General features: G+C 53.6%; 23 protein-coding genes. 15 read left to right on the plus strand and 8 right to left on the minus strand.

The genetic code is table 11. The features are described from left to right. The 3 genes from CU081_RS02905 to CU081_RS02915 are packed head-to-tail and all read left to right on the plus strand — an operon-like array spanning position 1 to position 3,214. Positions 1–1,110, plus strand: a complete 1,110-nt coding sequence (locus CU081_RS02905) for a glycosyltransferase family 9 protein (protein WP_022650153.1) — start codon at positions 1–3, stop codon at positions 1,108–1,110. Between the two features lie 5 nt (positions 1,111–1,115). Continuing rightward, positions 1,116–2,015 (plus strand): glycosyltransferase family 2 protein, encoded by a 900-nt coding sequence (locus CU081_RS02910; protein WP_022650152.1) that lies wholly within the window; start codon positions 1,116–1,118, stop codon positions 2,013–2,015. Then, positions 2,003–3,214, plus strand: coding sequence for an O-antigen ligase family protein (locus tag CU081_RS02915; protein ID WP_022650151.1), 1,212 nt, complete (start codon positions 2,003–2,005; stop codon positions 3,212–3,214). The genes CU081_RS02910 and CU081_RS02915 overlap by 13 nt, the downstream gene beginning before the upstream one ends. Positions 3,215–3,240: 26 nt before the next feature. Here the strand turns inward: CU081_RS02915 and CU081_RS02920 are convergent, their stop codons facing one another. Beyond that, positions 3,241–4,194 carry a polysaccharide deacetylase family protein gene (locus CU081_RS02920; RefSeq protein WP_022650150.1) on the minus strand — a complete coding sequence of 318 codons (954 nt, stop codon included), beginning with the start codon at positions 4,192–4,194 and terminating at the stop codon, positions 3,241–3,243. Positions 4,195–4,344: 150 nt separating this feature from the next. Between CU081_RS02920 and rfaQ the strand changes: the two genes are divergently transcribed. The 7 genes from rfaQ (at position 4,345) to coaD (ending at position 11,237) form a co-directional block, all read left to right on the plus strand. Further along, entirely contained in the window at positions 4,345–5,415 is a 1,071-nt protein-coding gene (gene rfaQ, locus CU081_RS02925) for a putative lipopolysaccharide heptosyltransferase III (RefSeq protein WP_003860870.1), read from the plus strand. Next, complete coding sequence (locus tag CU081_RS02930; protein WP_022650149.1) at positions 5,412–6,539, plus strand: glycosyltransferase family 4 protein; 1,128 nt, start codon at positions 5,412–5,414, stop codon at positions 6,537–6,539. Before rfaQ ends, CU081_RS02930 begins: the two co-directional genes overlap by 4 nt. 2 nt (positions 6,540–6,541) lie before the next feature. Continuing rightward, positions 6,542–7,642 (plus strand): glycosyltransferase, encoded by a 1,101-nt coding sequence (locus tag CU081_RS02935; protein WP_022650148.1) that lies wholly within the window; start codon positions 6,542–6,544, stop codon positions 7,640–7,642. 11 nt (positions 7,643–7,653) lie between these two features. Beyond that, positions 7,654–8,643 carry a glycosyltransferase gene (locus CU081_RS02940; RefSeq protein ID WP_022650147.1) on the plus strand — a complete coding sequence of 330 codons (990 nt, stop codon included), beginning with the start codon at positions 7,654–7,656 and terminating at the stop codon, positions 8,641–8,643. Positions 8,644–8,709: 66 nt separating this feature from the next. Next, positions 8,710–9,984, plus strand: coding sequence for a lipid IV(A) 3-deoxy-D-manno-octulosonic acid transferase (gene waaA / locus CU081_RS02945; RefSeq protein ID WP_003860874.1), 1,275 nt, complete (start codon positions 8,710–8,712; stop codon positions 9,982–9,984). Continuing rightward, entirely contained in the window at positions 9,984–10,754 is a 771-nt protein-coding gene (locus CU081_RS02950; RefSeq protein WP_003860875.1) for a glycosyltransferase family 2 protein, read from the plus strand. Before waaA ends, CU081_RS02950 begins: the two co-directional genes overlap by 1 nt. 3 nt (positions 10,755–10,757) lie before the next feature. Next, positions 10,758–11,237: a pantetheine-phosphate adenylyltransferase gene (gene coaD / locus CU081_RS02955; RefSeq protein WP_015570040.1), complete on the plus strand. Its 480-nt coding sequence runs from the start codon at positions 10,758–10,760 to the stop codon at positions 11,235–11,237. A 2-nt stretch (positions 11,238–11,239) separates the two neighbouring features. Here the strand turns inward: coaD and mutM are convergent, their stop codons facing one another. The 4 genes from mutM to radC all read right to left on the minus strand — a co-directional run bounded on the left by mutM (position 11,240) and on the right by radC (position 13,431). After that, entirely contained in the window at positions 11,240–12,049 is an 810-nt protein-coding gene (mutM, locus tag CU081_RS02960) for a bifunctional DNA-formamidopyrimidine glycosylase/DNA-(apurinic or apyrimidinic site) lyase (RefSeq protein ID WP_003860879.1), read from the minus strand. Between the two features lie 72 nt (positions 12,050–12,121). After that, positions 12,122–12,289, minus strand: a complete 168-nt coding sequence (rpmG, locus tag CU081_RS02965) for a 50S ribosomal protein L33 (RefSeq protein ID WP_003024094.1) — start codon at positions 12,287–12,289, stop codon at positions 12,122–12,124. 22 nt (positions 12,290–12,311) lie between these two features. Beyond that, complete coding sequence (gene rpmB, locus CU081_RS02970) at positions 12,312–12,548, minus strand: 50S ribosomal protein L28 (RefSeq protein ID WP_002436699.1); 237 nt, start codon at positions 12,546–12,548, stop codon at positions 12,312–12,314. Positions 12,549–12,765: 217 nt separating this feature from the next. Beyond that, positions 12,766–13,431: a RadC family protein gene (radC, locus tag CU081_RS02975; protein ID WP_006812419.1), complete on the minus strand. Its 666-nt coding sequence runs from the start codon at positions 13,429–13,431 to the stop codon at positions 12,766–12,768. A 173-nt stretch (positions 13,432–13,604) separates the two neighbouring features. Here radC and coaBC point away from each other — a divergent pair, with 173 nt between their 5' ends. The 3 genes from coaBC (at position 13,605) to slmA (ending at position 15,970) form a co-directional block, all read left to right on the plus strand. Continuing rightward, the gene (gene coaBC, locus CU081_RS02980; protein WP_168707755.1) at positions 13,605–14,816 is read left to right on the plus strand and encodes a bifunctional phosphopantothenoylcysteine decarboxylase/phosphopantothenate--cysteine ligase CoaBC; all 1,212 of its coding nucleotides are present in this window, start codon (positions 13,605–13,607) and stop codon (positions 14,814–14,816) included. Next, the gene (gene dut, locus CU081_RS02985; RefSeq protein WP_015570042.1) at positions 14,794–15,252 is read left to right on the plus strand and encodes a dUTP diphosphatase; all 459 of its coding nucleotides are present in this window, start codon (positions 14,794–14,796) and stop codon (positions 15,250–15,252) included. Before coaBC ends, dut begins: the two co-directional genes overlap by 23 nt. A 121-nt stretch (positions 15,253–15,373) precedes the next feature. Then, positions 15,374–15,970: a nucleoid occlusion factor SlmA gene (gene slmA, locus CU081_RS02990; RefSeq protein ID WP_003860901.1), complete on the plus strand. Its 597-nt coding sequence runs from the start codon at positions 15,374–15,376 to the stop codon at positions 15,968–15,970. 82 nt (positions 15,971–16,052) lie between these two features. Here slmA and pyrE read toward each other — a convergent pair whose 3' ends face one another. Next, complete coding sequence (gene pyrE, locus CU081_RS02995; RefSeq protein ID WP_003860903.1) at positions 16,053–16,694, minus strand: orotate phosphoribosyltransferase; 642 nt, start codon at positions 16,692–16,694, stop codon at positions 16,053–16,055. A gap of 66 nt (positions 16,695–16,760) precedes the next feature. Then, complete coding sequence (gene rph / locus CU081_RS03000; protein ID WP_003860905.1) at positions 16,761–17,477, minus strand: ribonuclease PH; 717 nt, start codon at positions 17,475–17,477, stop codon at positions 16,761–16,763. A gap of 125 nt (positions 17,478–17,602) precedes the next feature. Between rph and CU081_RS03010 the strand changes: the two genes are divergently transcribed. Beyond that, positions 17,603–18,466 (plus strand): YicC/YloC family endoribonuclease, encoded by an 864-nt coding sequence (locus tag CU081_RS03010; RefSeq protein ID WP_003860907.1) that lies wholly within the window; start codon positions 17,603–17,605, stop codon positions 18,464–18,466. A gap of 208 nt (positions 18,467–18,674) precedes the next feature. Next, on the plus strand, positions 18,675–19,292 hold the full coding sequence (locus CU081_RS03015; protein WP_003860909.1) for a trimeric intracellular cation channel family protein: 618 nt from the start codon (positions 18,675–18,677) through the stop codon (positions 19,290–19,292). Between the two features lie 26 nt (positions 19,293–19,318). On the opposite strand, the gene etk is transcribed toward CU081_RS03015, so the two are convergent. After that, positions 19,319–21,496: a tyrosine-protein kinase gene (gene etk / locus CU081_RS03020; RefSeq protein WP_022650144.1), complete on the minus strand. Its 2,178-nt coding sequence runs from the start codon at positions 21,494–21,496 to the stop codon at positions 19,319–19,321. Positions 21,497–21,510: the final 14 nt, after the last annotated feature.

Genomic DNA, 21,510 nt, shown 5'->3' on the forward strand with positions numbered 1-21,510 from the left:
ATGAGTTATGTATTTCTGCTGATTTTACTCTTTCCGGTGAAACTCATCCGGAAGCTGTTTCGAAAGGACACGGGCAAGAACCTTGTCATTCAAACAGCCAAAATCGGTGACTTTATTAATGCGACGCCTCTTCTGGCCTGGCTGCAAAAAAGCGATGTGTTGATCAGTCGCAGCGTTGGCGCGCTGGCGAAGCATGATGAGACTATCGAGCAGATCTATTTTATTGAGCAGCATAAGCGCAACCTGTGGCGTAAACTGTGCTTCGCGTGCAGGATCATGAACCGCTACGACAACGTCTACCTGCTACAGCCCAACAGCGTGAACCTCTTTTTTGCCGCCGTCTGCAATGCCAAAAACAAACAATTTTTAAGCATTTACACGCGCAGGTGGTATCACGGGATTTTCTATCTCGCGGCCGACGGTACCGTTGAGCATGGCAAAAAAACGCTTTCGGTGACGAACTACCTGAAACTGGCCGACCGCTCGCTCACATGGCAAGACTCTCCCAAGCACGCCACAAAGCCGCTCTTCAAGCCGACGACCTGGCCGGCTATTCTTGATAAACCTGACGTTATCCGCATCGGCATCAGTATTGCGGCAGGCAATAAAGCCAAAACCGTCCCTCCGGTTATCTGGAAGCGGATTGTTGATCAACTCGCTGATTTACCCTGCGAGTTTTATGTCTTCGGCGCGCCAAACGAACAGTCGTGGATGGATGATATCACCCGCCTTTACGGTGAAATCCCTAATTTTATTAATCTTATTGGCAAAATTTCGCTAGAAGAGCTTCCCTGGGCCATTTCAAAGATGGACTGCTATATCGCGTCTGACTCGGGGAATGTCTATATCGCAGACGCCGTCGGCGTGCCGGTGGTCCTGCTGTTTGGACCGTGTTGTCATTACGAACAGCGTCCGCTTGGCAATGTGATGCTGATCGGGAATGACGACAACATTTGTTCTTATGTGTTTGAAACGCGCTATTACTTCCCGCAAGAACGGGAAGCGCTATTCTCTGTCACTGACTCCGCGTTACACGATCTTCAGCAGTTTGTCCGTACATTACCCAAAGCCCGCTCACTGGCTAGCGCTACCGACGCTCAAGGAAACTAATTTTTATGGCTTTTTTAAGCGTCATTATTGCTGCGCATAACGCTGAAGCTACGCTGCACGCCACGCTTTCAAGCCTGCTGGCAGCAATCGGTCAGGACACTGAAGTCATTATTTTCAATGACAGTTCTGAGGATGCCACGCAGGCAATAATTGAAGAGTGGTCGCCGAAATTTCCTCAGATCATCACGCGCACCGTGAACTTTCGTAACGTAGGCCGGGTACGAAACAGCGCTGTCGCGCTGGCATCGGGAGAGTATATTACGATGCTCGACAGTGACGATTGCTTAAAGCCGGGCAGCCTCGGGGACGCAATAGCCTTCCTGAAAGCGCAACGTCCGGATATGTTACTGACACGTTTGCTTGAGATTCGCGATCCCCGGAAAATGACTTCAGACTGGCAGGGATTTAATCCTGTGCCATTGCCACGAAATGAAGCAGTCGCTCGTTTCTTACGCCATAAAGACTTTCAGGCACATCTCATTGGCCAGTTTATTCATCGTAGCCTGTACGAGAGTAACCCTATTCCTCCGATGTTATGTTATGAGGATTTCGCTGTCTTCCCTGGAATGCTGATGCAATCGAACAAAATAGTCTATCAACGCCAGGGGCATTATTATTACATCAAGCGTCGCGACAGTTTGTCGAGCACTCTGGACGCCAGCAAAATTTCAACGCTTGTCGAATGCACGTTACAGATGGAAAGAACATTTCCGTCAAGCTACAAGCATCTCGTCAATTGCCACTGGTTTGATATTTACAGCAACCATCGGTCCTGTCTTACAGACCAACAATTGCAGCTCGTGAAACAACGCGTAAAGGCCATGTATACATTGTCTTTTTTCCTCTCCACCGATGTTCGTTTTAGCTATAAAAAAAGGGTTATTGAGGCATTATGGAAAAAATAAAACCACGGCTCTATCAACTGACGATCGCTTTGAGCCTCATCTCTTTGATACTGGCTTTAGTCAGTTCAGGGAAGCAAAGAGAGTTTTTCTATATTGCTATTTACGTCAGTATTATTGGCCTGGCTTTCGAATATAAAAAAATCACTCTGCGACCTTTTACTATAGCGCTGCCCATTCTGCTGATTGGATTACTTAACCTCGGCTGGTATTTACTCTATGAGTATCATAACGAGGGACTCAACCTTTACAGCGACTATCTCGGTGCCAGCAAAAAATTAATTTTAGCGAGTGTCCTGATTTTCTATATTGACCGCTTTAAGTTTTATATCGATAAGGACACCTTCAGGAAATTTTTCTTCTTCGCAACGGCCTTAGGGTTTGTGCTCGCCACAGGGTATGGCTTGTGGCAGGCCTCACAAGGTATGACTCGCGTTGAGATGGCAATTAACCGTGCCACCGTTTCAGCCTATGTTTATTCTGTCCTGTCACTGGCTTTCGTATACAGTCTTTACCTTCAACAGAACGTGAAGCTGTATGTTGTTGCGGGCTTCACTATATTAATCTCTTACTTCGTCATACTGTTGACGGGGACCCGTGCTGCGATGGGTTTATATCTGCTTCTGGCAATTGTGCTCACGCTTTATCATTTCAGAAAGATTCATCTTAAATCCGCCCTCATCTTTCTATGCATTGTTGCAGGCGTTGTAATCGTTAGCTACAAGCCATTGATTTCGCCGAAAATTAAACAAACCCAACATGAGGTTGAACGTTATCAACAAGGTTTTGACCGCACGTCATTGGGCGCACGTTTTTCGATGTGGACTGTCGGGATCGAGAATGGTCTTGCGCATCCGTTAGGGCAATCGCTGGAACAGCGTGAAGCGTGGACGCGGCAGTATATTAAAGACGGACATCCACACCTTGGCAGTGCACTCGAATACATCAAAGTCCATCTGCATAATGAATTTATTGAGAAATACTCTTTGCAGGGGATCCCCGGCGTAGCGGTAATGCTCTTTTTCTTCGTTTCGATGATTGCGTATGCCCTACGAAACAGAAACGCGCTGCTGCTAACGTCAATGCTTCTTTTGCTTTTGTATGGACTGACGGATGTCATACTGCTCAGTTCAGAAGCCTTAATCTTCTTTATGATTTTGTTTGCGTTAAGTACACCTTTCTCACAAACAAAGCAGCAATAACAAATATGCCCGCCTGGCGGGCATAACTATTTTTTGTACTGGTAAAACTCCGCAAGCGTCATCCCCACGGTCTTATCTGATAACCAGGTAAAGAGCTGCTCCAGATCCTGATACAGTCCCTCAATCGCGGCCTGGTCTTTAAAAGTAGGGCTGCCGCCAGGCATAAATTCCGACGAATGCAGCATGAACTCTACGTAGTCATTCCCCTGAGCCAGGCACTGCTGCGCAACCTTAATCATCTCCTGCGCGTTACCGCCGGACGGGCGTAACCAGTTAACTGACGGAGAACGGTATTTACCGCGCAGACGATCGTAACCCTGCTTCAGGGAATTCAGCCATGCCGGGTGTTTATACTGGATACTCATCGGCACTTCGAGGAGAGGGCTGTTTCCCGGCCGGGAAATGTCGTCTACGTCCAAAAAATAGGCGCGATCGGGAAAATGCTGGTAATTCGTTCCGCCATTACCCTGCGGGGCACCTTTCGCGTTGCGCCAGTTCACGCGCGGCGTAACGGAACAATCTACCTGATACCCCAGCTCAATCAGCAACCGGGCGTAACGGCTGTCGAATGCCCAGCGCCCGGCGCGATGGCTGAGCATTTTTGTCTGGAAAGTCTCTTCCAGTAAGCGGGTCATGAACAGCACTTTCTCACGCATGACCTCGTCTGAAAACTCAATCAGATAAGGCTGCCAGCGCCAGTCATCACCGGTCAGATCGTGCTCCGGAGGGCTGTTCCAGGCATGGAGATGCATTCCCACCTCACCCTGGCCGCGGGCTATGACCTCTTTCGCGAACTCAATGAATACCGGTTCGACGGCCATCTCGTAGTTGGTCAGCCAGACGGGCTTAAAGCCGAAGCGTTCACAAAGCGCCTGAAACCGCGCCAGGTAGCGCGCGTTTTCCGTTTTGATCACCCGGTGGTTCTGCCAGAGATTATCCCCTTCGGTATCGATCGTGATGATAAACGCTGGTTTTTTCATAATAAGTCCGCAAGACAAAATAGTTAGCGCTATGTTACGCACGCCCGAAAGCAGGAGTAAACCTTTCCAGGGAAATTCCTGACATTATGGAGAAAGAGTGCAAGTCGTTACCAGGTCTATTAGAATTGCCAATAGTACAACGCCGATAAGATGATGATGAATAACTTACCTGACACGCCTGATTTGCGCATTTTACTGATCAAACTTCGCCATCATGGCGACATGTTACTCACCACCCCCGTCATCAATTCATTACGCCAGAAATGGCCTGAAGCCCAAATCGACGTGCTTCTCTATGAAGAGACGCGAGACATGCTCGCCGCGCATCCGGCAATCGGGACGATCTATGGTATCGATCGTAAATGGAAGCAGCTGGGGACGCTGAAGCACCTGCAAAAAGAGTGGCAGTTGCTTCGTGCTTTACGCGCTCAGCATTATCATCTGGTGATCAATCTTGCCGATCAGTGGCGCAGCGCGATTGTCACCCGCTTCACCGGCGCACCGGTTCGGCTCGGGTTCGCTTTTAACAAGCGCAAGAATGCCTTCTGGCGTTTTTGTCACAGTGAACTGGTCTCGGTCGCCAGCCATCAGTCGCTGCACACCGTTGAACAAAATCTCTCCATACTGTCAGCGCTGCCGGTAATGGCCAACCCTACCGTCACCATGGCTTACAGCGCGGATGACTGGCGCCATGCTCACCAAAAGCTGACACAAAAGGGCGTGGGAGACCGCTACATCGTTATTCAACCCACGTCACGCTGGTTCTTTAAGTGCTGGGACGAAGGCAAAATGGCGCAAACTATCGCCGCGTTGCAGCAGGACGGCCACACTATCGTCCTTACGGCGGGACCGGATAAGAAAGAGCTGGCGATGATTGACCGCATTCTTGCCGCCTCCCCGCAGACGGGTGTTGTATCGCTGGCAGGGCAGTTAACCCTGCGCCAGCTGGCCTCGCTAATCGATCACGCGATCCTGTTCATTGGCGTTGACTCCGTACCCATGCACATGGCCGCCGCCCTTCAGACGCCCTGCGTGGCGCTGTTTGGCCCGTCAAAATTGACGTTCTGGTCGCCATGGCAGGTTAACGGCGAGGTCATCTGGGCAGGTAACTACGGCCCGCTTCCCAACCCTGACGCCATTGATACAAAAACGACGGAACGTTATCTCGACGCCATCCCCGTTGATGCTGTCGTCTCCGCCGCAAGGAGATACCTGCAATGAAGCTTCATCGTCTGGCCATTGTGCGCCAAAAATATCGTCCGGATGGAGGAGCAGAACGTTTTGTCTCCAGGGCACTTACCGCGCTGAGCAATCAAAATCTTGAGCTCAACGTCATCACCCGCGAGTGGCAGGGCGAAAAGCAGGACGACTGGCATATTCATATTTGCGATCCACGAAAGTGGGGCCGCATCAGCCGTGAGCGCGGCTTTGCACACGCCGCACGCGCGCTGTGGCAGCAACAGCAGTTTGATATTGTCCAGAGCCACGAACGTATTCCGGGCTGCGATATTTACCGCGCCGGGGATGGTGTACATCGACGCTGGCTGCTACAGCGTACGCGTATTCTTCCCGCCTGGCGTGCGAAGCTGCTTATGCACGATCGTTATCACCGCTACGTGATGAACGCAGAACGTGAAATGTACCAGGCTCCCGAGTTGAAAGCCGTTATCTGTAATGCGGAGATGATCAAACGCGAAATCGTCGAAGACTTTGATATTGACGCAAAAAAGATACATGTGATTTATAATTCAATAGATTCCAGCCGCTTCGTTCCGGCAGAAGAGAGACAACGCGCTGTACTGCGTCAGCAATTTGGCTTACCCGCTGATGCCGTCATTTTCTGCTTCGTGGGTTCAGGGTTTGAACGCAAGGGGCTGGCAAGCGCTATTCGGGCTATAGCAGGAACATCGGCATGGCTGGTTGTGGTCGGTCAGGATAAAGCGGAAAGCCGTTATCGCGACCTCGCCCGTTCATTAGGCTGTGAGGGGAAAATCCGTTTCCTGGGGATGCAAAAAGAGACGCTGCCATTTTATCAGCTTTCTGATGGTTTACTGCTGCCGACGCTGTATGATCCTTTCCCTAACGTCATACTTGAAGCAATGGCCTGTGGATTGCCCGTCATTACGTCAGAGAGTTGCGGTGGTTCAGAATTTATTGAGCAAGGCCAGAACGGGTTTTACTGTGATGCACTTGATATCCACACATTGAAGGAGGCCGTCATGTCCATCCCTTCACTGGAAAAAAATAATAATATGGGGCTTGCGGCGCGTGAACGCGTCAGAGAAGCAACCCCTGAAAAACTATCAAGTCAGCTTATTTCGCTTTATCAAAAATTACTGGATTAATAATGCGCATCCTAATGATTATTGATGGTTTACCCGGTGGAGGAGCCGAAAAAACGGTTCTCACCCTCTCCAGCGGACTGACAGAACTGGGGCATCAGGTCACCCTTTTCTCCTTACGGAAGGTGTGCGACTACGCCATTCCGGAAGGCATCGATTTTCAGATTGTGCAGGATACCTGTAAAAAACCCTGGCGGAAGCTGACCGAGATCCCGCGTCGCGCCCGTTTGCTGGATCGCGCCATCGAGAAGGCAGAACGCAGCGGTAAATTTGACGTCGTGTTCTCGCATCTGCATAAAACCGACCGTATCGTGGCGCACAGCCGCGTGCTGGATCGGGATAAGGTCTGGTTCTGCGTTCACGGGATGTTCTCCTTCTCCTATTTGCGCCATCGCAGCGGGCTTTCTCGCTGGTTTAAGCATTATAAAATTCGGCATACCTATGAAAACCGCAACGTGGTGGCGGTTTCCGGCGCCGTGCTGCACGACCTCTCTGAAGTACTCGCGATCCCCCTGCGGCGCAAAGCGGTTATCCATAACCCCTTTGATATCCCTGAAATTCAGCGTCTGGCGGAAGCGCCCTTTGAGATGCAGGGGCAGGATTACATTATCCACGTTGGCCGTTTTCATGAACACAAACGTCACGACCGGCTGCTGCGGGCGTTTGCGCTGAGCAAGATCGACGCATCGCTGGTGTTGATGGGCAAAGGTTCTGACGCGAAAATAAACCAGCTCAAACAGCTTGCCGCTAAGCTGGGAATTGAAAACAAGATCGTCTTCCGCCCGTTCGAAACCAACCCCTACCCGTGGATCAAAGGGGCACGCCTTTTAGTGTTAAGTTCCGACTGCGAAGGTTTTGGTAATGTACTGGTAGAGTCCATTATCTGTCAGACCCCACCGGTGAGTACAAACTGCCCTGGCGGTCCTGCTGAGATCCTTACTGGCCCCCTGGCGCGAGGTCTGACAGCGTTAACCGACGAATCACTGGCGAAAACACTGGCAGAATTGTATGCCTCTCCGCCAGTTGTTGATCGCGAAACGATCGCATCGTTCGGTATTAACGCCATTTGCCAGCAATACATTGCTTTGGTCGACAACCAAAAATAATCAGGTTTCATATGCAAAATTCAGCGCCTTTATTAAGCGTGGTGGTTGCCGTTTATAACGGTGAAGCTTTTCTCGATCAGTTCTTTACCTGCCTTGTAAATCAACACATCGACAGTATGGAAGTCATCATCGTGAATGACGGCTCCACTGACCGCTCGATGCAGATTGTCGAAAAATGGCGCGAAAAGCTGCCACAGATGCGGGTTATTGAACAACCTAATCAGGGCGTGTCTATCGCGCGTAATACCGGCCTGGCGGTTGCGACCGGGCAGTATCTCTCTTTCCCGGATATTGATGATGTCTTCAAACCCGGCATGTACCAGCGTCTGCTGGATATGGCCGTCACGCAGAACCTGGATGTCGCCACCTGCAATGGCAACTACGTCTGGGAAAATAACAAAAAACCGTCTCGCCCTATCTTCCCTGAAGATAAGCTCGCCTCAACGGGCGTCATGAATGGTGCGGCATGGTTAAAAAAGGCGCTGGATTCACGTAAGTTCCTGCATGTGACCTGGCTGAATATCTATCGTCACGATTTTATTCGTCAGCACGGCTTCCGTTTCGAGCCTGGCCTGCGCCATCAGGATATTCCGTGGACGACTGAGGTGCTGCTTGCTGCGGAACGCGTTCAGTACACCAGCGAACGCTTTTACGACTACTACATTCACTCCGCCTCGGTATCGCACACCCCGGATAATGACGACACGCTGATTCGCTCTGCGCGCCATTACATGAAGATACTGAAGATGCTTGATGCCATTAACCAGCGCTACCCGGATAAAGTGAAAAATATCCCGGCCTGCCACTGGCAAATCGCCAAAGAGGGTCTGGGAATTATTCATACCTTCGACAACATGAAGGATGAGGCGAAGAAAGCAATGATAATCAAAGAGTTCTTCGACACCGGGATCTGGAAGCTCATCTGGAAAAGTGCCAAAAGCCCGCGTTTGCGCTGGCGCCTGGGCCGACGCTACTTCCGTTTAAAACGGTATCTGGCATAAGAGATAGCTTTAGCACGCTTAAATGCTTAGAATTTCCCGGCCGAAACTAAAAAAACGGATAATCGCTTGGAATTGTTGTATACCGCCCTGCTCTACATCATTCAGCCACTGGTTTGGCTGCGACTGTTGCTTCGTAGCCGTAAAGCGCCTGCGTACCGTAAACGCTGGGCCGAACGCTATGGCTACTGCCGCAATAAAGTGGCGCCGGACGGTATTCTGCTGCATTCCGTGTCAGTCGGGGAAACGCTGGCCGCCATTCCACTGGTGCGTGCCCTGCGCCACCGTTATCCGTCACTGCCCATCACCGTCACCACGATGACGCCAACCGGCTCAGAGCGCGTGATGTCTGCCTTCGGTAAAGACGTGCATCACGTCTACCTGCCGTACGATCTCCCCTGCGCCATGAACCGTTTCCTGAATACCGTGCGCCCTAAACTGGTGATCGTCATGGAAACCGAACTGTGGCCGAATATGATTTCCGCCCTGCATGCCCGTAAAATTCCTTTGGTTATCGCCAACGCGCGTCTGTCGGAACGCTCGGCTAAAGGGTACGGCAAGCTGGGTAAATTTATGCGTCGCCTGCTCAGCAAAATCACGCTGATCGCCGCGCAGAACGAAGAAGATGCCGCGCGCTTTATCGCCCTAGGTCTGAAGCGCAACCAGCTTGCGGTCACGGGTAGCCTGAAGTTCGATATTTCCGTCACCCCTGAACTCGCCGCCCGTGCGGTAACGCTGCGTCGTCAGTGGGCGCCGCGTCGCCAGGTCTGGATTGCCACCAGCACCCATGACGGCGAAGAAGCCATTATCCTTCAGGCTCACCGCCAGCTGCTGGAAAAATTCCCTGATTTACTGCTGATTCTGGTTCCTCGCCATCCGGAGCGTTTTAAAGATGCCCGCGAGATGGTGCAAAAAGGCGGTTTCAGCTTTACCCTGCGCAGCAGCGGCGAAATCCCCTCTGGCAGCACGCAGGTGGTGATTGGCGATACGATGGGCGAACTGATGCTGCTGTACGGCATTGCAGACCTCGCCTTTGTTGGAGGTAGCCTGGTGGAGCGAGGTGGTCATAACCCGCTGGAGCCGGCAGCCCACGCCATTCCCGTGCTGATGGGTCCACACACGTTTAACTTCAAAGATATCTGCGCGAAATTGCAGCAAGCCGATGGCTTAATCACCGTGACCGATGCGGACTCGGTGGTCAAAGAGGTCTCAACCCTTCTGACTGACGAAGATTACCGCCTGTGGTACGGTCGTCACGCCGTTGAAGTCCTGCATCAGAACCAGGGCGCACTGACCCGTCTGCTGCAACTTCTGCAACCTTATCTGCCGCAGCGGAGCCACTAATGTCAACGCGTCTGTCGGTCGTGATGATCGCCAAAAACGCCGCCGACCTGCTTCCGGATTGCCTGGCCTCTGTTGCCTGGGCTGACGAAATCGTCATTCTCGACTCCGGAAGTACGGACAATACGGCGGACGTTGCCCGTGCAGCCGGGGCAAAAGTCTTTACCGACACCGACTGGCAGGGCTACGGTATTCAGCGTCAGCGTGCGCAGGGTTACGCCACGGGCGATTACGTGTTGATGATCGATACCGATGAGCGCGTCACCCCAGAACTCCGACAGGCCATTCAAACGGTGCTTGCCGCGCCACAGCCTGGCGCGGTCTACAGTATCGCGCGTCGTAACTATTTCCTGGGCCGCTTTATGCGCCACAGCGGCTGGTACCCCGACCGCGTGATGCGCCTCTATGCCCGCGAGCGTTATCAGTACAACGATAACCTGGTCCATGAGTCTCTGGCCTGCGATAACGCTCAGGTCATCCCCCTGACGGGCGATCTGCTTCATCTGACCTGCCGCGATTTCGCCAGCTTCCAGCGTAAACAGCTGAACTATGCCACCGCCTGGGCACAGGAGCGGCATGCGCGCGGCAAGAAGGCCACGCTGACCGGCATCTTCACCCACACGCTGGGCGCGTTTCTGAAAACGCTGCTGCTGCGTGGCGGCGTGCTGGACGGCAAACAGGGCTGGTTACTGGCCGTAGTGAATGCCCAGTATACTTTTAACAAATACACCGAGCTGTGGGCGCTGAACCGCGGCTACTCAGAGAAAACGTGAGCCATGAGCACAAAAGCGATTTATCCGGGTACCTTCGATCCGATCACTAACGGTCATCTTGATATCATCACCCGAGCGGCGTGTATGTTCGACAAGGTGATTCTGGCCATTGCTGCCAGCCCGAGCAAAAAGCCGATGTTCGACCTGAACGAACGCGTGCAGCTTGCCACCGATGCGATTTCGCATCTGTCGAATGTTGAGGTCGTCGGATTCAGCGACTTGATGGCAAACTTTGCCCGTGACCGGCAGGCCAATATCCTGATCCGCGGTCTTCGCGCGGTAGCAGACTTCGAATATGAGATGCAGCTGGCACACATGAACCGCCATCTGATGCCGGAGCTGGAGAGCGTATTCCTGATGCCCTCCAAAGAGTGGTCCTTCATCTCTTCTTCGCTGGTGAAAGAGGTGGCGCGCCATCATGGGGACGTTACCCACTTCCTGCCGGTTAACGTCCACCAGGCGTTGATGGAAAAGCTAAAGTAACCCTACTTCTGACACTGACGGCAGTAAAACGTGGCGCGCTGAGCGTGCTTCGTGGCAATAATCGGCGTCCCGCAGGCTCTGCACGGCTCACCCTTACGGCCATAAACCTGCAACTCCTGCGCAAAATAACCCGGCTTCCCGTCGCTTTGCAGGAAATCCTTCAGCGTCGTCCCGCCCTGCTCAATTGAGCGCAGCAGTACCGCTTTAATAACTCTGACCAGCAGCTCGCACTCCTGCGCCGACAGCGAGGAGGCCAGCCGATCGGGATGGATCCCGGCGGCAAACAACGATTCGCTGGCGTAGATATTCCCCACGCCCACCACCAGCTTGTTATCCATCAGCCAGGGTTTAATCGGGGTTTTCTTTTTCGCGCACTTCTCTTTGAGATAATCTGCGTTAAACGCCTCTGAGAGCGGCTCAGGTCCGAGATGCGCCAGCACGTTGTGTCCTTCCAGCTCTTTGGTCCACAGCCATGCGCCAAAGCGACGCGGGTCGGTGTAACGCAGCACTTTGCCGTTACTCATCACCAGATCAACGTGGTCGTGCTTTTCCGCAGGCAACTCTTCGGTAAGAATACGCAGGCTTCCCGACATGCCCAGATGGATAATGATCCAGCCGTCAGGCAGCTCCAGCAGCAGGTATTTCGCGCGGCGCTGCACGCTCAGGACGGGTTTGTCACTTAACGCGTGGATCTCATCGGACACCGGCCAGCGCAGACGCCCGTTGCGAACGACAGCATGAAGAATAGTCGCGCCAACCAGATGGGGCTCAATGCCGCGGCGGCTGGTCTCTACCTCAGGTAATTCAGGCATGGTTCCTCCGTTGAGATGCAGAATGCAAAAAACCCCGCAGTTGCGGGGTTTTTCAATACAAGGAGACTAAAATTATTTGATTTTAGCTTCTTTGTACAGTACGTGCTGGCGTACAACTGGATCGAATTTTTTCAGTTCCAGTTTTTCCGGCTTAGTACGTTTGTTCTTCGTGGTGGTGTAGAAGTGACCTGTACCAGCAGAAGAAACCAGCTTGATTTTCTCGCGAATACCTTTAGCCATGATTTATTTCCTCTTTAAGTACTTAGTACTTTTCGCCACGGGCACGCAGTTCGGACAGAACTGTATCGATGCCTTTCTTATCGATTACACGCATACCTTTAGCAGATACGCGCAGGGTGACAAAACGCTTCTCGCTCTCAACCCAGAAACGGTGAGAGTGCAGGTTCGGCAGGAAACGGCGTTTAGTCGCGTTCAGTGCGTGGGAACGGTTGTTACCGGTCACCGGACGCTTGCCAGTAACTTGGCAGACTCGGGACATGTCTATTCTCCAAAAATCAAATTAGCTCGAGCTTCGTATGGGGTATCGGCGCCTCGTCAGGCTTTACAGCCCGGTCATCGCATAGTTCTATTGAACTCTCGATTGCCAGGCCCAAATGCCAAACCCGAGATTCTCAAAGGTGGCGTAGTATACGCTGACTCGGCGGTGTGCTCAAGTCCCGAACAGACAAAGATCCCGATGGATCGCGAGAAAAGGCCTAAATCCAGCCACGTTCGGCAAAAGAAATGTACTCTCCGCGGCCAATTATCAGATGGTCCAGCACACGAATGTCCATGAATTGACAGCATTTGATAATACGTTCGGTAATTGCTTTGTCAGCTCTGCTTGGTTCTGCACAGCCAGAGGGGTGATTATGCGCGAGGATCACGCCGGCTGCATTCACTTTTATCGCTTCCCGCACAATTTCACGCGGATGCACCTCAACATGGCTCAATGTTCCCGAAAAAAGGCGGGTATGTTTCAGTACCCGGTTTTTGTTGTCGAGAAAGATCACCATAAAGATCTCCCGCTCCAGATCGGAGAGCTGGCTTTGCAGAAATTCGCGGGTCATGTCGGGGGTGAGGATCGGGTCTTCTTCCTCCATACGCACGTTGTAAAATCGCCGGGCCAGCTCGGCAATGCCCCGCAACTGGGCATATTTCGCCACGCCAATGCCCTCAACGTGCGTAAACGCCTCCAGCTCAGCGGTCAGCAATCCATACAGTGAACCGAAATGGTCTATCAGTTCTTTCGCCAGCGTAAATACCGTTTTCCCCGGCGTGCCTGTGCGTAAAAAGAGCGCCAGCAGCTCGTCGTCCTTTAACAACGTGACGCCATGACGCAGCATTTTTTCACGCGGTAGCAGCAGTTCAGTCTCTTCCATGCCTGGCCTCCTTCTGTTTGCCATTATGCTGCCACAGGCAAATTCGGGGTTCGATGCTGGCATTTCGTTCTTGCGTAACGCCTCGCAAAGTGAATTAAGGACATCATCACCCCGTTTTAGGGATTGTGATAAAATGCCCGCTCTCTGGTGAAACCCAACAGGAAAGAATCATGATGAGCCTGGCCGGTAAAAAAATCGTTCTTGGCGTCAGCGGCGGTATTGCTGCCTATAAAACGCCAGACCTGGTGCGCCGTTTGCGCGAGCGCGGGGCCGACGTACGGGTCGCGATCACCGAAGGCGGCAAAGCCTTTATCACCCCACTGAGCCTGCAAGCCGTCTCGGGATACCCGGTATCCGACAGCCTTCTCGATCCGGCGGCCGAAGCCGCAATGGGCCACATTGAGCTGGGGAAATGGGCCGATCTGGTTATCCTTGCCCCCGCCACGGCAGATTTAATTGCCCGCCTGGCAGCCGGTATGGCGAACGATCTGGTAACGACCATTTGCCTCGCCACGCCTGCGCCCGTCGCGGTTGTGCCCGCAATGAACCAGCAGATGTACCGCAACGCCGCTACCCAGCACAATCTGGACACGCTGGCCTCGCGCGGCCTGCTGATTTGGGGACCGGACAGCGGCAGCCAGGCCTGCGGCGACGTGGGGCCAGGGCGTATGCTCGACCCATTAACGATTGTTGATATGGCCGCCGCCCATTTCTCGCCTGTCAACGATATGCAACATCTCAACATCATGATTACCGCGGGCCCCACGCGCGAGCCGCTGGATCCGGTGCGTTACATCACCAACCACAGCTCCGGCAAAATGGGCTTTGCGATTGCTGCCGCGGCAGCCAAACGCGGCGCGAACGTCACGCTGGTGAGCGGCCCGGTGTCGCTTACCACCCCTGCGTTTGTGCAGCGTATTGATGTGACGACCGCGCTGGAAATGAACGCCGCCGTACAGGCACATGCTCAACAGCAGCATATTTTTATCGGCTGTGCGGCCGTCGCTGATTACCGCGCCGAAACTATTGCTGACGCCAAAATTAAAAAGCAAGGCGATGAATTAACAATAAAAATGGTGAAGAACCCGGATATCGTTGCCGGTGTCGCCGCACTGAAAACTCATCGTCCTTACGTTGTTGGGTTTGCCGCAGAAACGAATAATGTGGAAGAATATGCCCGGCAAAAACGTACCCGCAAAAACCTCGATTTAATTTGCGCGAACGACGTATCGCTGTCCACGCAAGGATTTAACAGCGACAGCAACGCATTGCACCTTTTCTGGCAGGATGGAGATAAAGTCTTACCGCTTGAGCGCAAAGAACTCCTGGGCCAACACTTACTGGACGAGATCGTTACCCGTTATGATGAAAAAAATCGACGTTAAGATTCTGGACCCGCGCGTTGGCGAGCAATTTCCGCTGCCAACGTATGCCACCTCCGGCTCTGCCGGTCTTGACCTGCGCGCCTGTCTCGATGACGCCGTAGAACTGGCGCCGGGTGCAACGACCCTGATCCCGACCGGGCTGGCGATTCACATTGCTGACCCGTCACTGGCAGCGGTGATCCTGCCGCGCTCTGGCCTGGGCCATAAGCATGGCGTCGTGCTGGGTAACCTGGTCGGCCTGATCGACTCTGACTATCAGGGTCAGCTGATGGTATCCGTATGGAACCGTGGCCAGGACAGCTTCACCATTGAGCCGGGCGAGCGTATCGCGCAGATGGTGTTTGTACCGGTGGTGCAGGCAGAATTTAACCTGGTGGCAGACTTCGACGCTACCGACCGTGGCGAAGGCGGCTTCGGCCATTCCGGGCGCAAATAACCGCCCGACAAACACGCATCTCACAGCGCCATAATGCAATAACAAACCGCAAACGTCAGTTTGCGGGTCGCTGTGTGGTTGCCAGCCTGACAAGTGCTTATTTTCAGGGGTATTTTGTAACATGGCAGAAAAACAAACCGCGAAAAGGAATCGTCGCGAAGAAATACTTCAATCTCTGGCTCTGATGCTTGAATCCAGCGACGGCAGTCAACGCATCACCACCGCAAAACTGGCGGCCTCTGTGGGCGTGTCAGAGGCGGCGCTGTATCGTCATTTCCCGAGCAAAACCCGGATGTTTGACAGCCTGATCGAGTTTATCGAAGACAGCCTGATCACGCGCATCAACCTGATTCTGAAGGATGAAAAAGACACCAGCACGCGTCTGCGTCTGATTGTGCTGCTGATTCTGGGCTTTGGTGAACGTAACCCGGGTCTGACCCGTATTCTGACCGGCCACGCGCTGATGTTTGAACAGGATCGTCTGCAAGGCCGTATAAACCAGCTTTTTGAGCGTATCGAAGCCCAGCTGCGTCAGGTTCTGCGCGAGAAGAAAATGCGGGAAGGCGAGGGATATAATACGGATGAAACCCTGCTGGCAAGCCAGATCCTGGCATTTTGCGAAGGGATGCTCTCCCGGTTTGTGCGCAGCGAGTTTAAATATCGACCAACGGACGATTTTGACGCCCGCTGGCCGTTAGTGGCTGCTCAGTTACAGTAACGCCATCGCCGGATGGCGGCTTCGCCTTATCCGGCCTACGAACGGGTAGGCCCGGTAAGCGCAGCGCCACCGGGCAATTGAATTAAACGCCAAACTCTTCGCGGTATTGACGCACCGCCGCCAGATGATCAGCCATCTCAGGCTTCTCTTCCAGATACGCAATCAGATCTTTCAGGGTGATAATCGACGTCACTTTGCAGTTGTAGTCGCGCTCCACTTCCTGAATAGCAGAGATGTCGCCGCGCCCACGCTCCTGACGATCGAGCGAAATCAGCACGCCCGCAAGCGTTGCACCGTTAGCCTGGATTATCTCCATCGATTCACGGATCGCGGTACCTGCGGTGATCACGTCATCCACCAGCATCACGCGGCCCTGCAACGCGCTGCCTACCAGATTGCCGCCTTCACCGTGGGTTTTGGCCTCTTTACGGTTAAAGCAGTACGGTACGTCGCGGTCATGGTGCTCCGCCAGCGCCACCGCCGTGGTGGTTGCGATTGGAATGCCTTTGTACGCGGGGCCAAACAGCAGGTCGAAATCAATCCCGGAATCCACCAGCGCTTCGGCATAGAAGCGGCCTAACAGTGCCAGGTCGCGCCCGGTATTAAACAGCCCGGCGTTGAAGAAATACGGGCTTTTACGCCCGGATTTCAGCGTGAACTCGCCAAACTTAAGTACCTGCTTGTTAAGCGCAAACTCAATAAACTGGCGCTGATACGATTTCATGGATTTGCTCCTTTGTCTTTTCAGTCTTACAGGCAAAAAAAAGGCGACTCATTGGTCGCCTTAAAATCAATTTTCTAACGCCGCTTTCTGCATCGCTACAATAGATTCGATTCCCCCTCGGGCCAACGCCAGCAAGGTGAGCAGTTCTTCGTGGGTGAATGGCTCGCCTTCTGCCGTACCCTGCACTTCAATGATGCGACCATCTTCGGTCATCACCACGTTCATGTCGGTTTCTGCGGCAGAATCTTCAACGTATTCCAGATCGCAAAGCGCTTCGCCGTTAACGATACCAACGGAGACAGCAGCAACCATCCCTTTCATTGGGTTGGTTTTCAGCTTACCGGCGGCAACCAGCTTGTTCAGGGCGTCTGCCAGCGCCACACAGGCACCGGTAATAGAGGCCGTACGCGTGCCACCATCGGCCTGGATCACGTCGCAGTCCAGCGTGATGGTGAACTCACCCAACGTTTTCAGGTCAACCGCGGCGCGGAGCGCACGCGCGATCAGGCGCTGAATCTCCATAGTACGGCCGCCCTGCTTACCTTTTGCCGCTTCACGGGCATTACGGGTATGGGTTGCGCGCGGCAACATACCGTATTCGGCGGTGATCCACCCCTGGCCCTGACCTTTCAGGAAGCGAGGCACGCCCTCTTCAATGGACGCGGTGCAAAGCACCTTGGTGTCACCAAACTCAACCAGCACGGAGCCTTCAGCGTGTTTTGTATAGTTACGGGTCAGGGTGACGGGACGCACCTGGTTGGCGCTACGACCTGCTGGACGCATGATGGATTCTCCGGCTTGAAACGAATGTGGCTGCGCATTATACGGATAAAGGACGCTTATTCCTATCCTGAGAAGCCCCTGAAAGCTATAATCCCCCCATCTCTCCTTTAAAAACGGGAATGTCTATGATCCGCAGTATGACCGCCTACGCCCGGCGTGAAATCAAGGGTAGCTGGGGTAGCGCTACCTGGGAAATGCGCTCGGTAAACCAGCGCTATCTGGAAACGTATTTCCGTATGCCGGAACAGTTCCGCAGCCTGGAGCCTGTGGTGCGTGAGCGTATCCGTACGCGTCTGACCCGCGGGAAAGTGGAATGTAACCTACGTTTTGAGCCCGATGCCAGTGCACAGGGCGAACTGATCCTGAACGAAAAGTTGGCAAAACAGCTGGTTAATGCGGCGAACTGGGTCAAAATGCAAAGCGATGAAGGCGAGATCAACCCGGTTGATATTCTGCGCTGGCCTGGCGTGATGGCCGCCGGAGAGCAGGATCTGGACGCGATTACCGCTGAGATCCTGGCTGCACTCGACGGCACGCTGGACGACTTTATCGTTGCCCGCGAAACCGAAGGCCAGGCGCTGAAAGCGATGATTGAGCAACGCCTTGAGGGCGTGAGCGCCGAAGTCGCTAAAGTGCGCGCTCATATGCCAGAAGTGCTGCAATGGCAGCGTGAGCGTCTTGTCGCCAAACTGGAAGAGGCGGAAGTCCAGCTGGAAAACAACCGTCTGGAACAAGAGCTGGTGCTGATGGCGCAGCGTGTGGACGTGGCTGAAGAGCTGGATCGTCTGGAAGCGCACGTTAAAGAGACCTACAACATTCTGAAGAAGAAAGAAGCGGTAGGCCGCCGTCTCGACTTTATGATGCAGGAGTTCAATCGCGAGTCGAACACGCTGGCGTCTAAGTCTATCAATGCAGAGGTAACCAATTCAGCGATTGAACTGAAGGTCCTGATTGAGCAGATGCGCGAGCAGATCCAGAATATCGAGTAATTCCTTTCAGGGTGGTATTGCCTCGCATACCACCCATTACTTTTTCTAATCCTTTCTTAGCCCTACTTCCTTTCTATCCCGCCTTATATCAAGCCTGCCTGGCATGCGTTGATAATTTTCTGTAGGGCAAACCCCCTCACCTTAGAAAATCTCAATCGTGATCTTCCGCACAAATCGCTAATCTCCTTCTCTTCATTCCGGAGGGTTTATGCTGCTTCACATTCTTTATCTTATTGGCATTACCGCAGAAGCCATGACCGGCGCGCTCGCTGCCGGACGTCGCCGTATGGACACCTTCGGCGTGATTATCATTGCCACAGCCACCGCGCTCGGCGGCGGGTCCGTACGCGATATCCTGCTTGGCCATTATCCGCTCGGCTGGGTAAAAAACCCTGAGTACGTCATTATCGTGGCAACGGCAGCCGTGCTAACCACGATTGTGGCCCCGGTGATGCCTCATCTGCGCCGCGTGTTCCTGGTGCTGGATGCGCTTGGGCTGATTGTTTTTTCCATCATTGGCGCACAAATCGCTCTCGATATGAGTGAAGGCCCGGTTATCGCCACCATTGCTGCCGTGATCACGGGCGTGTTTGGCGGGGTGCTGCGGGATATGTTCTGCAAACGTATCCCGCTGGTTTTCCAGAAGGAACTGTATGCCGGCATCTCCTTTGCTGCGGCAGTGCTTTACGTCGCCTTGCAGCACTATGTCACCAGCCACGATGTGGTGGTTATCTCCACCCTGCTGTTTGGCTTCACCGCGCGTATGCTGGCATTGCGCCTGAAGCTGGGCCTGCCCGTTTTTCATTACAAACACAATGCGCATTAATGTCAGAACGGGCAGGCGCCGGATAATCAGTTACTCGAGTAGTTGTAACCGTAGTGATGATAGCCGTAGCCGTAAGCGTTGCTTGCCCGCTTAACGACGCCGTTGAGAATCACCCCTTTGGTATTGACGCCACTCTGCTCCAGACGCTGTACACAGACCAGCATCTCCTTCACGCTGTTCATCCCGAAGCGGGCGACCAGCAGCGTGGTGCCTGCGCGACGGCCGACAACCGCCGCGTCGGTGACCGCCAGGATCGGTGGCGTATCGATAATCACCAGATCGTAGCGTTCATTCGCCCAGTCCAGCAGCTGCTGGAAATGCGTATGCATCAGAAGCTCCGCCGGATTAGGAGGGATCTGCCCGCGCACGATGGTATCGAACCCGCCTTTATCGAAGGTCTGAACGCCCTGGGTATACTCCGCCTTACCGGACAACATCTCCGACAAGCCGCAGGTATTGTCGAGCTTAAACAGATCATGGGCATACCCGCGACGCATATCCGCATCAATATAGAGCACTTTCTGGCCCGCCTGCGCCACGACGGCCGCCAGGGTACTGCTGACAAAGGTTTTACCGCTGTCAGGCGTGGCGCCAGAGATCATCAGTATATTGTTCGCTGACTCCATCATCGCGAAATGCAGGCTGGTGCGCAGGCCGCGAATCGCCTCCACGGAGAGATCGACCGGATTATCCGCCGCCAGGAAGGGGATATGTTTGGTCTTATGGCGCAGCCCTGGGGACATAAAGTCTTTTTTATGCAAACGCATCTTTTTAGCCAGCCATTCTGACAGCGGTACGGTGGCATAGACGTTAATCCCGTGCTCCTCCAGCTGCTCCGGCGTTTCAATGCCCATACGCAGCATACTGCGCGCCAGGATCCAGCCCGCAGAGACGAACAGACCCAGGAGAACCCCCAGAACGATGACCAGCGCTTTTTTCGGCTTGACTGGCTGCGGCCGGGTCACGGCCGGATCGATAATGCGGACGTTACCAATTGCGCTCGACCGGGCGATGCTCAGCTCCTGTTCGCGGTTAAGCAGCTGCTGGTAGATAACGCGTCCCGACTCCACATCACGGCTCAGGCGCAACACCTCCTGCTGGGTTGACGGCATGGACGATACCCGTTTATTCAGGCGGTTTTTTTCCTGCTCCAGCGTCTGCCGTTTCTCAATCAGCGCCCGGTAGGTGGGGTGATCTTTTTTGTAGAGCTGCGAAATTTCCGCTTCCCGGAAGGTCAGTTCATTGAGCTGATTGTCCGCATTCACAATCTGCTCCAGCACCGCTTTTGCCTCCAGGTTCAGGTCAACGGAGTCGTTTTGCTGGCGATAGCGGTTGAGCTTCTCCTCGGCCTGGTCCAGCTCGCTGCGCACCTGCGGAAGCTGCTGCTTCAAAAATTGCAGGCTTTTCGCATCCTGCGCCGCCTGGCGAGCCACGTTCTGTTGTAAATAGTTGTCGGCGATGCAGTTAAGCACGCGAGCCATCTCATCGGGATCTTCTCCCGTGATGGTCAGGCCAAGCATCCCGCTGTCCTTGCTGCGCTCGCTCACGGAAAAACGCAGCTGTAGCGCGTCAATGGCCTCCAGCTCACTCTGCTGTGTAATCGTAAATTGCGTACCCGGCTTCGCCTGGATATCGGCAATGGTAATGGCGATATTCGCCGCGCTCAGGGGTTGTCCCACAACGCCCTGTAACGTCACATTATCGCCTTCCAGCTGATAGTGGCCCTTCTCGCCGACGGTCAGCGTCAGCTTTTGCGCCCGGCCCGCAACAGGGGGAAGATTGAGCATACGGATATCGACGATGCCAGGCTGTTGCCCGGTGAGCCGCGCCCAGCCGCGTCCGACAAGGGGAAAATAGTTTTCACTTACCTGCGTGCGCAGGTTCAGGTCATCAATCGTTTTACCGAGGATCATGCGCGACTGGAGAAGCTGAAGCTCCGGTGCCGACTCCGGCGAGGAGTCAGGGATGAACTCGCTAAGGTTACTGAGTAGCGCGTTGCCCTGCTTCTGTTCCACCTGTATCAGCGCATCGGCCTGATAAACCGGTGTGGCAAAGAGCGCATAAAGCAGGGCCACCAGCGTGAACAGCGCGGTAAGGATGAGAATAAATTTTCGGTGGTCGAGCAGCTCACCCAACAGGCGCACAAGATCGATCTCGTTATTCGCGGCAGACGCATCATGGGCGTGAAGGTTATTTATTGACATAAAACGTAACTATC

Source organism: Enterobacter sp. CRENT-193 (genome assembly GCF_002787395.1).
Lineage (GTDB): Bacteria > Pseudomonadota > Gammaproteobacteria > Enterobacterales > Enterobacteriaceae > Enterobacter > Enterobacter hormaechei_C.